This window comes from Natronosalvus rutilus (genome assembly GCF_024204665.1).
Classification (GTDB): domain Archaea; phylum Halobacteriota; class Halobacteria; order Halobacteriales; family Natrialbaceae; genus Natronosalvus; species Natronosalvus rutilus.
Window position 1 is genome coordinate 428,375 of sequence record NZ_CP100355.1, and the last position, 13,369, is coordinate 441,743.

Here is a 13,369-nt window from a genome sequence, read left to right on the forward strand (position 1 = left end):
TAGACATGGGGAGCCACTACAGGCCGGTCGATGGGGAATCGCCGACGCTCGCGGTCGTCCAGGCCGTTGCGACCGCTGCGGGTCGACAGCCAGAGGACCTCGAGCCGCTGTACGACTCCATCGATGGGGGTGCGTTGGACGGGGTTCTCGAGGGTGGTGGCGACGTTCGCGTCCGGTTCGAGTTCGCGGGCTTCGACGTCGATGTGACGCTGGAAGAGGTTCGCCTGACCGAGCGGGCATAGCCTCGAAGCCCTCGCGAGCGACGATACCACTTTGAGGGTGCCCCTCGAGTGTCCACGTGATGACGGATTCAGACGAGGCCCGCGTTCCGGTGGAGTGTTCCGCGTGCGAGACGCGAACCCGCGTGCCGCTGTCGGAACTCGCCGAATCGATCGAGCGCCACAACGAGACCGTTCACGACGGCGAACCGATCGCGGAGGTCGACCCGGACCTCAAGGCGCAACTGGCCGACCTCGTGGTCGAGGACCTGGGGTTGCTCGAGGACGAGGGCTGATCGGCGACGACTGCCAGTCCGTGCCGCGGCAGGTCCGTCCCGAAATGGTTTTGATCCCCTCACCCGGACACTCGGTATGCCGACGGAACCGGACACCCAATACGACTCCTCGCTGGGGAGCAAGTTCATTTTCGTCACCGGCGGGGTGATGTCAGGTCTCGGGAAGGGGATCACGGCCGCGAGCACCGGCCGGCTCCTGAAGAACGCGGGCTTCGACGTCACCGCGGTCAAGATCGACCCGTACCTGAACGTCGACGCCGGGACGATGAACCCCTACCAGCACGGGGAAGTGTACGTCCTCAAGGACGGCGGCGAGGTCGACCTCGACCTCGGGAACTACGAGCGCTTCCTTGGGATCGACATGCACTCCGATCACAACGTCACGACGGGCAAGACCTACAAGCACGTGATCGAGAAGGAGCGCGCGGGCGACTACCTCGGGAAGACGGTCCAGATCATCCCGCACATCACCGACGACATCAAGCGGCGCATCCGCGAGGCCGCCGAGGGAACCGACGTCTGCCTCGTCGAGGTCGGCGGCACCGTCGGAGACATCGAGGGGATGCCCTACCTCGAGGCCCTGCGCCAGTTCGCCCACGAGGAACCTGAGGAGAACGTCCTGTTCGTCCACGTGACCCTGGTTCCGTACTCGAAAAACGGCGAGCAGAAGACGAAGCCGACCCAGCACTCGGTGAAGGAGGTTCGATCGATCGGCCTCCAGCCGGACGTGATCGTCGGCCGTTCGGACGACAAACTCGAGCCCAGTACCAAAGAGAAGATCGCACTCTTCTGTGACATTCCCACCGAGGCCGTCTTCTCGAACCCCGACGTCGAGGACGTCTACCACGTCCCGCTGGCCGTCGAGGAAGAAGGCCTCGACGAGTACGTCCTCGAGCACTTCGACCTGGCCGACGAGGCGCTCCCGCCCGCCGAGCGTACTCGCGAGTGGCGCGAGGTCGTCACCACCGAGAAGACCGAGTCGGTCGACATCGCGCTGGTCGGCAAGTACGACCTCGAGGACGCCTACATGTCGATCCACGAGTCGCTGAAACACGCCGGGTTCGAACTCGGCGCCGAGGTTAACGTCGAGTGGGTGTTCGCCGACGACCTCGCTGACGGCCACGACGGCCAGCTCGAGGGCGTCGACGGCGTCATCGTCCCTGGCGGGTTCGGAATGCGCGGCACCGAAGGCAAGATCGAGGCGATTCGGTACGCCCGCGAGCACAACGTGGCCTTCCTCGGCCTCTGTCTGGGCTTCCAGATGGCCGTCGTCGAGTACGCCCGCCACGTCCTCGGCCTCGAGGGCGCACACTCGACGGAGATGGACGCGGAGACGCCCCACCCCGTCATCGACATCCTGCCCGAACAGTACGAGGTCGAGAACCTGGGCGGAACGATGCGCCTGGGCGAACACACGACCGTCATCGAACCCGAGACGCTCGCTTACGACCTCTACCAGGATACGTCGTGTCAGGAGCGCCACCGCCACCGCTACGAGGTCAACCCCGAGTACTTCGAGGCGTTCGCGGACGAACCCCTGACCTTCTCGGGGACTGCGGGTAACCGAATGGAGATCCTCGAACTCGAGGGCCACCCGTTCTTCCTCGGGACGCAGTACCACCCCGAGTACAGTTCGCGACCGGGCGACCCGAGCCCGCCGTTCGTGGGGTTGGTCGAGAGCGTACTCGAGGCGGGTCGAACGGACGGCGGAGACGTACCGAGCGGTGCAGGCGACGCAGACGAAACCGAGGTGACTCACTGATGGTCGACACCGACACCTTCGTTCCCGAAGCAGTCGCAGAGATCGAGGACGAAATCGGCGATGCGAACGCCGTCATCGCCCTCTCGGGCGGCGTCGACTCCTCGGTGGCCGCCGCACTGGCCTACGAGGCCATCGGCGACCGACTCACGCCGGTCTACGTCGACACCGGCCTGATGCGCAAGGGCGAGACCGACCAGATCCGCGAGACGTTCTCGTTCATGGAGAGTCTCGAGATCGTCGACGCGAAAGACCGCTTCCTCGAGGCGCTCGCCGGCGTCACTGATCCCGAGGAGAAGCGCAAAATCATCGGCGAGCAGTTCATCCGCGAGTTCGAGCGCGAGGCCCTCGAGGCCGACGCCGACTACCTCGTCCAGGGGACGATCTACCCCGACCGGATCGAGAGCGAGGGTGGGATCAAGTCCCACCACAACGTCGGCGGCCTCCCCGAAGTCGTCGATTTCGACGGCATCGTCGAACCCGTTCGCGACCTCTACAAGGACGAGGTTCGCGAGGTCGCCCGCCACCTCGGCCTCGACGAACTGGTGGCCGAGCGGATGCCCTTCCCCGGTCCCGGTCTCGCCGTCCGCGTCATCGGCGAGGTCACCGAGGAGAAACTCGAGGTCGCCCGCGACGCCTGTCACGTCGTCGAGGAGGAACTCGAGGAGTACGACCCCTGGCAGGCCCTCGCCGCGGTCATCGGCAAGGCGACGGGCGTCAAGGGCGACAACCGCGTCCACGGCTGGGTGGTCTCTGTGCGGTCGGTCGACTCGCGAGACGGGATGACCGCTCGCGCCCAGGAACTCGACTGGGAGACGCTCCAGCGCATCCAGTCGCGAATCACCGGGCAAAACGAGAACGTCGCACGCGTCGTCTACGACGTGACGCACAAGCCGCCGGCGACGATCGAGTACGAGTAACGGCGGCCGCGGTTCCGGAGTCGTCAACTCGAACAATCGGTTTTCGCGGCTCGAGCGACGACCCGTACGCTCCGCGAACGGAGCGTTCGTACATCGGTGCTCGCTCCTACGACTGTTCGTCCGACTCGAGCACCGATTCGTACAGGTCGAGACGCCACGTCGGGACGACGAGTTCCTCCGTTTGATTGTAGACGAGGAGCCCGTACTCCTCGAGCAGCGGGAGGTGCGTCCGACGCAGGGAGACGTGGACGCGCTGGCGGAGCTGGTGAATCGACGTCTCGACCGTCGGCTCGTGTTCGTCGTCGGCGAGCCAGCCGATCAGGGTGTGGACGTCGAGTGCCGTCCCCGCATCGAGCAGGTGCTCGAGGAGCGTCCGGCGACGGTCCGACGACAGCACGCGAGTGACCTCGGTACGAGCGAGAGTGTCGCGATTGCCAGCGCCAGGGTGCGTAGCGGCGGTCGTGCCGCGACCGCTCGAGTTCGCCGTCTTGGTCGGGACGCGGAACGTCATGGGTGATAACCACTCACTCGAGTAGGAGGTATAAAGCGCCGTAGTCGTTTCGTCGTTCGTCACCGATCGCAACTCGGTCGAATCGTTTAGCCGGCAGTAAAACGATATTACTCGCTGCAAGGGCCCGTCTGGGGGACCATTGCCACGCGTGAAAATCGACGCGCAGATCGCAAATTCGGGCTGAATTCGCCTCGAGTATCACGAACACTGATCAGTTATCTCGAGGGTAAGCGAACGCTCGTTGGCGTCACGTCTGTGCCGTTCCGAGCAACGGCCAGACACCGGGTATCGTTTCGGGAAACAGTCGGATCACGCGGGTGCCGTCCCGAGCAACAGCCAGAGGTTCAAAATCGTGAATCCGACGATGACGGCGACGGTGTAGTACGCCACCGCGACCAGCGCCGCGAGTTTGTAGTCCAGGTCGTAGACGATCAGGATCGCGGTGTAGGCGACGGCGACCATGAACGGGACGACCACCAGCGGGCCCCACCGCTGGAGGACGACCGAGACGAGCGCCAGTACCGGTCCGATGGTGAACGCGCGTTTGACCCGGACCGTCCCGAGCACGTACCGAGCAGCGATGTGGAGCGTAACGCCGTAGAAGACGGTCGCCAGCAGGAAGGTCCCGAGGTACGCCAGCGGGCCACCCCCGGCCGGATCGATCCCGCTGGGGATCTGTGCGAGAAACGGTGGAGCGTGCATACTCGAGAGACGATATCACGTGGTTTGTGTGTGCCGAATTCGCGTCGCTCGAGGGGGAGATTTGATCGAAAGTCGGGTCTGCGAGTCGACCGCTACTCGAGCAGACCGAGGTCCTCGAGTCGGGAGACGATCTTGTCGACGGCGTGTTCGGCGTCGGCCGGTTTCTTCCCGCCGGTGATGACGAGTTTGCCCGAGCCGAACAGCAGCGCCACCACTTCCGGCTCGTCGAGGCGGTAGACCAGTCCGGGGAACTGCTCGGGTTCGTACTCGATGTTCTCGAGGCCGAGGCCGATAGCGATCGCGTTGAGATTGAGATTGCGGCCGAGGTCAGCCGAGGTGACGATGTTCTGGACGACGATTTCCGGATCCTCGTTCACCTGAATCTGGAGTTCGCGAAGTTTGTCGAAGACGATCCGTAGACTCTCGTGGACGTCGTCGGTGCTCTTCGCGCCAGTACAGACGATCTTCCCCGAGCGGAAGATCAATGCGGCGGATTTCGGATTCTGGGTTCGGTAGACGAGACCGGGAAACTGCTCGGGGTCGTAGTCGGCCCCCTCGAGGTCCATCGCGACACTCTGGAGGTCGAGTTCTTGCCCGATGCCGGTCGACGCCACCACGTTTTCGATGTTGATGGTGTCCTTCGGATCCGTCATAAGTCGCTTAAAAAGACGTATTTAAGGTTTATAAAGCTTGGTACTGCGTGCTGATTTGTCCGGTTCTTTGAGTGTGTCAGACGAGTGGATGACGGTCGCGGCCCAGGAACCGTCCCGCGAGTCGACCGACAGGATCATTGCTCGTCCAGCATCACTCGAGACACGTGTATCTCCTCGAGTACGGCGGCGAAGACGATGCGTTCGCGGCGGTCGAGAGCCGCCACGCCGCCACCAGTGTCACCCGGGTCGCGCCGGGGCTGGCCGTCGCGAACGCCCTCGTCCCCGAGCGCGTCCGCGGACTGGCCTACACCCGCGCCGCGAGCGACCTCGTGGGTCGAACCGACGCCTCCGTCGCGAGCGCGCGAGCCCTGCTCGAGGCCGCTTCGATCGATCGGGAGGGAACGGTCGCCGTTCGCGCGACGGACGTCCACGGCTCGAGCGGCGTCTCCACGACGCACGCCGAACGCGAACTCGGGAGCGTCCTCGTCGACCGCGGGTTCGCCGTGGACCTCGAGGACCCCGACCACGCCCTCCGCGCGGTCTTCTCGGAGGGGCGCCTCGAATCCGACGCGAACACCAACGCCGACGACGGCCGTGACGACCTCATCGAGTCGGTCGCGAGCGGCGAATCAGGGGAACGGGTTTCGGTCTGTGCCCTCGGCTGGCTCGCCGCCGAGAGCGTCCGCGACTTCGGCTCGCGAGCACCGACCGACAAGCCGTTCTTCCAGCCCGGAAGCATGGACCCGCTCCTGGCACGTGCGGTCGCCAACATCGCCGGCGCGGAACCCGGGCGAACGATCCTCGATCCGATGTGTGGAACCGGCGGCGTCCTCGTCGAGGCGGGACTGGTCGGGGCGGACGTCGTCGGAACCGACGCCCAGGCGAAGATGGTCGCCGGCGCGCGGACGAACCTCGCGCACTTCCTCGACCGCGAGGATCCGTCGCCGACCGGCGTCCCGCGCGGGTCGTGGCACGTCGCCCGCGGCGATGGGACCCGGCTTCCGCTCCGAGACGGCGCCATTGATGCCGTCGTCTTCGACGCGCCCTACGGCCGCCAGTCGAAGATCGAGACCCACCGGTTAGCGGATCTGGTCTCGGGCGCGCTCACGGAATCTCGCCGAGTGGCCGACCGGGCCGTCGTCGTCGCCGATCGCTCGTGGGCGAACGAGGCTCGAGATGCGGGCTGGACGCTCGAGGCGGCATTCGAACGCCGGGTGCACCGGTCGTTGACGCGATACGTGCTGGTTCTCTCCTGAGGGGTGGGGTCGGCTCGAGGGCGCCGAGGGTGGCTCGAGGGCCCTGGTTCCTGGTTCCGCCGGTACAGCGCCGCCACTTGAGGCGGAAGATTCCGCTTTCGGAAGCCTTGAGACGGTATGCAGAAAAGACTGACCGTGGCCCGCGCTCGTCTCTTCGGATCCCTTTGTGGACTCGTCTTTCTCATCAATCTCGCCAGAATCGTCTTCGCACCGCTGCTGAACGTGTTTATCGGCGAGTTCGGGATCGGCGAAGCGACTGCGGGCCTCATCGTCACCCTCGTGTGGGTCGGGAGCGCGTTCCCCCGTCTGCCGACCGGGTGGGTGCTCACGAAGGTCCCGAGACACCACGTCGTGCTCGCCTCGGGCGTTATTCTCGCGATTTCGTCCGGGATCGCCGCGACCGCCACCTCGATCACCCACCTCATGGGCGGTGCCTTCCTCATGGGGATCGCTTCGGGCGTGTACTTCGTCTCGGCGAACCCGCTCTTGAGCGAACTGTACCCCGATCGCGTCGGGCGCGTCATGGGAATCCACGGGGCGGCGAATCAGGTCGCCGCGGTGATCGCCGCCCCGTTCGTGGCGCTCACCCTCTTCGTCGACTGGCGCCTGTCGCTGTGGGCGATTGCCGTCGGCGGGGCCGTGGTCACGGCCTACACGTGGCTCACCGCGAGGCGAACCGAGATGCCGGACGCGGGGCGGTCCGATCGGGCCTTCGTCGCTGGCGCGCTCTCGGAGTGGCGACTCATCGTGACCGCGTTGGCAATCGCGGGCGTCGCCGTGTTCATCTGGCAGGGCGTGTTCAACTTCTACGAACTGTACATGCAGTCGAAGGGACTCTCAGACCGAGCGGCTGGGATGATGCTCACCGTCGTCTTCGCCGCCGGCGTCCCCGCGTTCTTCTTCGGCGGCGACCTCGCCGATCGCCTCCCGAAGATCCCGTACCTGCTCGGCATCGTCGGCACGTTCGCCGCAGGCCTGTTCGCGCTGACGCTCGTCGAGGGGTTGATCCCGCTGGTCGCGCTCACCATCGTCGTCGGGTTCGTGATCCACGCGCTGTTTCCAGCCGTCGACACGTACCTCCTCGATACGCTCCCGGATTCGACTCGAGGGAGCGCCTACGCCGTGTTCAGCTCCGTCTGGATGCTCTCACAGTCGCTCGGCTCGTACGTCCTCGGCGTCTTCGTCGAAGGGAACTACACGTACGACGACGTGTTCGCCGTCGCCGCGCTGTTTCTCGGCGCGACGGTCGTCGCCCTCGTCGTCCTCGAGCGGGTCGGAAAGCTCCCGAGTTGAGATCGCCGCCCTCGCCGGCGTCTAGGGGTGACGCTCGAGCGTCGTCACGTCGGACACCTCGATTCGCGTCCCGCCGTGCTGGCCGTTGGTCACCGTCAGCGACCAGCCGTGGGCGTCGGCGATCGCCCGGGCGAGAGCGAGACCGAGGCCGCGCTCCTCGTCAGTGTCCTCGCCGCGCGACTCGAGGTCGATCACCCGGTCGTGATCGGTTGGCGGGATTTCGGCGGCGTCGTCCATGAGGAAGAAGCCGCGTTCGCTCGAGCGATGATCGTCGAAGCCGAGCAGCCCAACCTGGATCGTGACCGATCCGTCGGCACGGGCGGCCGCGTCGTCGAAGATCGTCTGGAGGAAGTGATCGAATCGCTCCCGGTCGGCCCGAAGGGTCGCGTCGGCGTCGACGACCACGGCGGGGCGCTCGAGGCGGGAGTCCTCGACCGCGTGCTCGATCGCCGACGCGAGGTCGATCCGCGTCCGGGGGCCGACCGCCGTCGCGTTTCGGGCGAACTCACGGATGTCGTCGACGAGTCGTTCCGTGCGGTCGAGCGTCGTCGAGACGGCGTCTTCGGCGAGCGGAAACTCCCACTCGCCGGGCCGGTCGGGCTCCTCCTCGAGCGCCGTCGCGACGGCCTCGAGGTGGCGATTGAGGTCGCTCGAGAGCACGTTCGCCACGCTCTCGAGGCGTTCGGTCTGGTGTTCGAGTTGAGTCGTTCGATCCTCGAGTACCTGCTCGCGGATCGCCCGGTCGAGCGCCGCACGAGTGTTCTCGGCGAGCGTCGAGAGCAACTCGACGTCGGTGCTCTCGAAGTTCGCGACCCGCTTCGAGCCCGTCATCAGGATGCCGTGAGTACCGATCGGGGCGATGATTTCGGAGCGGATCGGCGTGTCGGGATTGTAGAGGCCCTCGACCTCCTGTAGGTCCTCGATGTGTCTGGTCTCGCCGGCTTCGAAGACGTCCCAGACGAGGCCCTCGCCGGGGTGAAATCGGGGGAGCCCCCCGAATTCGTCGTGCGCGCCCGCGGTGCCGGCGACGGGATCGAGGTAGCCGTACTCGTCGTCGAGCAACCAGACGCCGCTGATCGGGAGGTCCAGGAGGTCGCTCCCGGCGTGGACGGCGATCGCACAGATCTCCTCGGGGTCGCTCGACTGCAGGAGCCAGCGCGTGACCTCGTGCAGCGAGGTCACGACCCGTTCGTACTCGCGCTGGTCGGTGACGTCGCGGGCGATGCACGCGAGGTTGGCAGAGCCGTGGTCGACGGACACCACGCTGACCTCGACGATCCGATCGGCGCCCGTCGCGTCGGTGTAGGCCAGCTCGATCGTCCGCTGAGCCGTGCTGCCGACGTCGACGTCGCTGAGCGCGCGGCCGACGCGGACGGCGTCGTCGGCGTCGACGGCGGCGAGGTCCAGGAGGGTCTCGACGTGTTCGCCACGCAGCTCCCGCGCGTCGGTGTCGAAGGCGCGTTCGACCGTGGCGTTGACCGAGAGGATTCGGTTGTTGTCGTCGAGGGTGACCACGCCGTCCTGGATCGCCTCGACCACGGCCGTGTTCCGAGCGAGTTTCGTCTCCTGTTCCTTTCGCTTGGTGATATCGCGCATGGACACCGAGAGGCCGTTCTCGGCGGGCCAAGCCCGGGCCTCGAACCAGGTCTCGAGCGGGGTGTGGTACACCTCGAATGAGACTGGCACCTGTTCGTCCATCGCCTGGTAGAAGCCGTCTGGGAACTGGGTCTCGACTGTTTCGGGGAACTCGTCCCACATGACCTGCCCGAGGAGGTCCTCCCGGGAGCGCTCGAGGAGCGCCTCGGCGCGCTCGTTGAGGTACGTGAATCGAAAGTCCGTGTCGAGGGCGAAGAAGGCGTCGCGGACGCGGTCGATCATGGGAACGGTGCGGAGGGTCACTGGCGACCACCCGCGTTGGGGGCGACGGATCGGCGGCGAAGCGTCGTGGCTCGCGGCGCTGGCCGACTCCCCCGCCACACCGACCGAACACGCCTGTCTCTCATTCCGTTGACTCATAGTTACCCCACCCGGTATTTCAGTGTCGTGGCCGATGGGCGTCCAGTTCGGGCTCGAGGCGGCGTTCGGCGCTGTCGGGACTGCTATTCGGAAATACCCGAGAAACGGCCGACTGGAACAGGCGGCCGGTGGTACGTGACGGGACGTATTCTACCTGGTTCTCGTCGAGAATACCGCGGCTAACCGCGGAGGCGCTCTGCGGTGCGATGCCCGTCGTGCTGACCACAGAGCACCTCGCAGTCCGATGCTCGGCGCTTCACCGTTCGATCGGGAGCAGTTCCTTCACCGTCACGTAGTCGAGGGGTGTAGCGTGTTCGGTCCGGATGAGATTCTCGTCGTTGATCTCGAGGTCGAGGTCGTCGAGTTGTTCGGCAACGTGAGTGATGTCCTCGTTTTCGGCCCCGACCGCCTTGATGTGGAGGTTCTCCTGGCCGGTCATCAGTTCGGTCACTTCTGTGACCTGGGGGAGCGCCAGCGCCTTCTCGGCCACGTCGGAGCGTTCGCTGATGCGGGCCGTACAACTGAAGTGAAAGTAGAGGCGGAGGCCTGTCCGGTCGTGGTCGACGCTCGTCGTGTATCCGGTAATGACGCCGGCTTCTTCCAGCCGTTCCATCCGATTGTGAACGGTGTTGTCGGAGACCTCTAGTTCCTCGGCCAGTCCGATCGCATTGGACCGAGCGTTCTCCTGAAGCAGATTGAGCAAACGCCTGTCTACGTCGTCGAGTTCGTACTCGGTCACAATCGAGCTTGTCGGGCCGCCTCCATGATACTATCGATACTCCACAGTTTCCGAGAGTGGTTTTCGAGAAGTTCGAGAAGTAGGCGTTGTCAGGGCATTATCGAAATACGTTTTCGTACATTTAAGGGGAGTGGAGAGGGCAAGAGAATATCGAATAATATACCCAAATAACCTCGAAGTCCCACACTATATCTCACTTTCTCGGGAAGTATCGAATCACGCAACCTGGGTTTTTTATACGTAGACGCTATTGAACGACTGTGAAACCGGGCCTACCTGCTCCGTCCTCGACGGTGAACTCCCACGGGTCTGATACGGCCACAGCAGCCGTTGTCAGAGCCGTTGCTGAAACGGAAGGGAGGCCACTACCTGCGTCGCCACCGCTGGCCACGGTAACTGACCTGAATGCCCACCGCGCCCTCGCTCGAGCTGTCGATGATGTGACTGACGAGGGTGCCAATGGCGGCAACCAGGTGCGTGATTCCGGTGACGGGCGAGTCACGACGGGAGGGGACAATGAGTGACGACAGACCGGATTTCTGGAATTATTGCGCTCAGTGCGGAATCGAATACAGCACCGCTGCCTCTCCACCAATCGTCGGCGTGGTCACGGACGACGACACCACCTCTCCGATCTCGTTCTGTAGCGACGAGTGCAGAGGGTCGTGGGCCAGCGACTAGTTCAGTGTAGTTTCGCCGCCGAGAGCACCGTGGTGGCCGATTCTTCGTTCGTTCTATTCGGACGGCGTCCGCGCTGTGTGCGCGCCTTCTACTCGCACCAGTCCGACGAGCAGACACCACCCGACTTCGAGAGGGTCGACAGGGTATTCCTCGTCCGACTCGAACCGTCCGTCGATGAGTGATTCGGACCCGACACGGCTGATCGTCGACACGGACACCGCGGGAGACGACACGCAGGCGCTCGTGCTCGCGGCCTGCTCGGATCGCGTCGCCCTCGAGGGCGTGACGATCTGTGCGGGGAACGTTCCGTTCGAGTACCAGATCGAGAACGCGAAGTACACCCTCGACCTCGCTGGAGCCGACGAGGTACCGGTCTACGAGGGCGCTCGCGAACCCCTCGAGAAGGACCACGAATTCGCGGAGTACATCCACGGCGAGGGCGGCCTGGGTGGCGACCTCTTCCCCGAGACGGGAATCCCCTCGGCCGAGGCACACGCCGTCGACTTCATCGTCGAGACCGCCCGCGAGAACCCCGGCGAGATCACCCTGGCCTGCATCGCCCCGCTGACGAACGTCGCCCTGGCGTTCGAGCGCGAACCCGACCTGCCGGAGCTGCTCAACGAAGTGGTGATCATGGGCGGGGCGGTCAATACGCTCGGGAACATCACACCCGCGGCGGAGTACAACTTCTGGGTCGACCCCGACGCCGCGGCGGTCGTGATGGACGCCTTCGAGACGACGCTGATCGACTGGGGGCTGACGCTCCGGGATTCGACGTTCGACACCGACGTGTTCGAGGCAGTCGAGGTGATGGACACGCCGCTCGCGGACTTCTACCTGACCGTCACCGAGGCCGTCCGCGCGTTCAACCGCCAGTCCGACCACGACGCCCTCGGCGCGGACGTGACGACCCAGCCAGATTCGCTGGCGATTGCGACGGTGCTCGAGCCCGACATCGTCGAGGCGGCGAGCACGTACTACGTGGCCGTCGACGACCGGGAGGGGATGACCCGCGGGTACAGCCTGGTCGACGAACTCAGTGTGACCGACCGCGAGGCGAAGACGCGGGTAATCGAGTCAGTCGACGGCGACCGGTTCGAGCGGCTGCTGCTCGACGCGTTCCGGCACGGTGATCCCCATCGAGCGGAGTGACCGATCGGTAACTCTCTTCGACCGAACCTTCAGGTAATTCACGTAAAGTCGCTATCTCCTTTTGAAACCGAATCTATAAACCGGTCGCGTGCACTTGCACGGGTATGCAACGACGGAGGTTTCTCACGACCGCAGGTGCAGGGGTAACGGCGGGACTGGCCGGGTGTCTGGTCGGGGACGGTGGAGGCAGCGACGAGTCCGACGTCACCGTCGGCATCATCTACTCGACGGGTGGCCTGAACGACGATTCGTTCAACGACATGGCCTACAACGGCATCGAGCGGGCCGAGGAGGAACTCGGGATCTCCTATCAGGACGCCGAACCGGGCTCGCCTGCCGACATGAACCAGATGCAACAGGAGTTTGCGGGTGACGAGGAGATCGACCTCGTCTGCTGTATCGGCTTCGATCACGCGGAGGACCTCGGGGAGAACGCCGAGGAGTACAGCGATCAGCGCTTCGTGCTCGTCGACGCCGTCGTCGAGGCGGACAACGTCGCCAACTACACGTTCCGGGAACACGAGGGCTCGTTCCAGGTCGGCCACCTCGCGGGCCTGCTGACGACGCGGGAGTACGCCCACGGCGCCGGCGAGACGAACACCGAAGATACGGTCGTCGGCTTCGTCGGCGGCGAAGAGACCGCCCTCATCGACCGGTTCGAGGCGGGCTACAAAGCCGGCGTCCGTCACGTCGACGAGAATATCGAGACGCCGGCAGCCTACGCCGGGAGCTGGACCGACCCCTCGACCGGTCAGGAGATTGCCGGCGGCATGTACGACGGCGGCGCCGACGTCGTCTACCACGCCGCAGGCGGCACCGGCGGCGGGGTCTTCCAGGCCGCCCAGTCGGCCGGTCGGTTCGCCATCGGTGTCGACGACGACCAGTCGGTCAGCGCCGAGGAATTCAGTGACGTTATCGTCGCTAGCATGGTCAAACGCGTCGACAACGCCGTCTTCGACTCCGTCGAGGCCGTCGTCAACGACGAGTTCGAGTCCGGCATGAACGACCTCGGGCTTGACGACGACGGCAGCGTGAGCGCAACCATTGGCCAGGACTTCGAGGGCGAACTTCCCGAGGACATCGTCGACGCGCTCGAGGAGTCCCGCCAGGGGATCATCGACGGCGACATCGAGGTTCCCGACAATACCGACGACCTCTAACCCTTTAAGACGC

14 protein-coding genes are annotated in these 13,369 nt (G+C 65.1%); 9 read left to right on the forward strand and 5 right to left on the reverse strand.

All coding sequences use genetic code 11. The annotated features are described in order from the left end of the window. Positions 1-5 precede the first annotated feature (5 nt). The 4 genes from NGM29_RS02160 (at position 6) to guaA (ending at position 3,193) form a co-directional block, all read left to right on the forward strand. Complete coding sequence (locus NGM29_RS02160; protein WP_254158618.1) at positions 6-242, forward strand: HalOD1 output domain-containing protein; 237 nt, start codon at positions 6-8, stop codon at positions 240-242. A gap of 59 nt (positions 243-301) precedes the next feature. Continuing rightward, the gene (locus tag NGM29_RS02165) at positions 302-514 is read left to right on the forward strand and encodes a DUF8149 family protein (protein ID WP_253431094.1); all 213 of its coding nucleotides are present in this window, start codon (positions 302-304) and stop codon (positions 512-514) included. Positions 515-590: 76 nt separating this feature from the next. Continuing rightward, positions 591-2,276, forward strand: coding sequence for a glutamine hydrolyzing CTP synthase (gene pyrG, locus NGM29_RS02170; RefSeq protein ID WP_254158619.1), 1,686 nt, complete (start codon positions 591-593; stop codon positions 2,274-2,276). After that, entirely contained in the window at positions 2,276-3,193 is a 918-nt protein-coding gene (gene guaA, locus NGM29_RS02175) for a glutamine-hydrolyzing GMP synthase (protein ID WP_254158620.1), read from the forward strand. The genes pyrG and guaA overlap by 1 nt, the downstream gene beginning before the upstream one ends. Before the next feature lie 106 nt (positions 3,194-3,299). Here guaA and NGM29_RS02180 read toward each other — a convergent pair whose 3' ends face one another. From NGM29_RS02180 to NGM29_RS02190, 3 genes are all read right to left on the reverse strand, one after another. Further along, positions 3,300-3,704 (reverse strand): DUF7344 domain-containing protein, encoded by a 405-nt coding sequence (locus NGM29_RS02180; protein ID WP_254158621.1) that lies wholly within the window; start codon positions 3,702-3,704, stop codon positions 3,300-3,302. Positions 3,705-4,013: 309 nt separating this feature from the next. Then, complete coding sequence (locus tag NGM29_RS02185; RefSeq protein WP_254158622.1) at positions 4,014-4,406, reverse strand: DUF7473 family protein; 393 nt, start codon at positions 4,404-4,406, stop codon at positions 4,014-4,016. 92 nt (positions 4,407-4,498) lie between these two features. Beyond that, positions 4,499-5,059, reverse strand: a complete 561-nt coding sequence (locus tag NGM29_RS02190; RefSeq protein ID WP_252700267.1) for a TATA-box-binding protein — start codon at positions 5,057-5,059, stop codon at positions 4,499-4,501. A 164-nt stretch (positions 5,060-5,223) separates the two neighbouring features. Here NGM29_RS02190 and NGM29_RS02195 point away from each other — a divergent pair, with 164 nt between their 5' ends. Together NGM29_RS02195 and NGM29_RS02200 are read left to right on the forward strand one after the other, a co-directional pair. Continuing rightward, positions 5,224-6,315: a methyltransferase domain-containing protein gene (locus NGM29_RS02195; protein ID WP_254158623.1), complete on the forward strand. Its 1,092-nt coding sequence runs from the start codon at positions 5,224-5,226 to the stop codon at positions 6,313-6,315. A gap of 135 nt (positions 6,316-6,450) precedes the next feature. Beyond that, positions 6,451-7,608: an MFS transporter gene (locus tag NGM29_RS02200; protein ID WP_254160378.1), complete on the forward strand. Its 1,158-nt coding sequence runs from the start codon at positions 6,451-6,453 to the stop codon at positions 7,606-7,608. 21 nt (positions 7,609-7,629) lie between these two features. On the opposite strand, the gene NGM29_RS02205 is transcribed toward NGM29_RS02200, so the two are convergent. Continuing rightward, positions 7,630-9,507, reverse strand: a complete 1,878-nt coding sequence (locus NGM29_RS02205; RefSeq protein ID WP_254160380.1) for a sensor histidine kinase — start codon at positions 9,505-9,507, stop codon at positions 7,630-7,632. 373 nt (positions 9,508-9,880) lie between these two features. Beyond that, positions 9,881-10,363: an Lrp/AsnC family transcriptional regulator gene (locus NGM29_RS02210; protein ID WP_254158624.1), complete on the reverse strand. Its 483-nt coding sequence runs from the start codon at positions 10,361-10,363 to the stop codon at positions 9,881-9,883. Between the two features lie 516 nt (positions 10,364-10,879). On the opposite strand from NGM29_RS02210, the gene NGM29_RS21395 reads away from it, so the two are divergent. From NGM29_RS21395 to NGM29_RS02220, 3 genes are all read left to right on the forward strand, one after another. After that, the gene (locus NGM29_RS21395) at positions 10,880-11,044 is read left to right on the forward strand and encodes a DUF7576 family protein (protein WP_425499205.1); all 165 of its coding nucleotides are present in this window, start codon (positions 10,880-10,882) and stop codon (positions 11,042-11,044) included. Between the two features lie 174 nt (positions 11,045-11,218). Beyond that, complete coding sequence (locus tag NGM29_RS02215; RefSeq protein WP_254158625.1) at positions 11,219-12,196, forward strand: nucleoside hydrolase; 978 nt, start codon at positions 11,219-11,221, stop codon at positions 12,194-12,196. A 104-nt stretch (positions 12,197-12,300) separates the two neighbouring features. Further along, positions 12,301-13,356 (forward strand): BMP family lipoprotein, encoded by a 1,056-nt coding sequence (locus NGM29_RS02220; RefSeq protein WP_254158626.1) that lies wholly within the window; start codon positions 12,301-12,303, stop codon positions 13,354-13,356. Positions 13,357-13,369: the final 13 nt, after the last annotated feature.

Excerpts from the sequence above, each read along its gene's own strand:
- NGM29_RS02165 (WP_253431094.1), top strand. The coding sequence starts at position 302 with ATGACGGATTCAGACGAGGCCCGCGTTCCGGTGGAGTGTTCCGCGTGC.
- NGM29_RS02160 (WP_254158618.1), top strand. The coding sequence starts at position 6 with ATGGGGAGCCACTACAGGCCGGTCGATGGGGAATCGCCGACGCTCGCG.
- guaA (WP_254158620.1), top strand. The coding sequence starts at position 2,276 with ATGGTCGACACCGACACCTTCGTTCCCGAAGCAGTCGCAGAGATCGAG.
- NGM29_RS21395 (WP_425499205.1), top strand. The coding sequence starts at position 10,880 with ATGAGTGACGACAGACCGGATTTCTGGAATTATTGCGCTCAGTGCGGA.
- NGM29_RS02185 (WP_254158622.1), bottom strand. The coding sequence starts at position 4,406 with ATGCACGCTCCACCGTTTCTCGCACAGATCCCCAGCGGGATCGATCCG.
- NGM29_RS02180 (WP_254158621.1), bottom strand. The coding sequence starts at position 3,704 with ATGACGTTCCGCGTCCCGACCAAGACGGCGAACTCGAGCGGTCGCGGC.
- NGM29_RS02190 (WP_252700267.1), bottom strand. The coding sequence starts at position 5,059 with ATGACGGATCCGAAGGACACCATCAACATCGAAAACGTGGTGGCGTCG.
- pyrG (WP_254158619.1), top strand. The coding sequence starts at position 591 with ATGCCGACGGAACCGGACACCCAATACGACTCCTCGCTGGGGAGCAAG.
- NGM29_RS02220 (WP_254158626.1), top strand. The coding sequence starts at position 12,301 with ATGCAACGACGGAGGTTTCTCACGACCGCAGGTGCAGGGGTAACGGCG.
- NGM29_RS02215 (WP_254158625.1), top strand. The coding sequence starts at position 11,219 with ATGAGTGATTCGGACCCGACACGGCTGATCGTCGACACGGACACCGCG.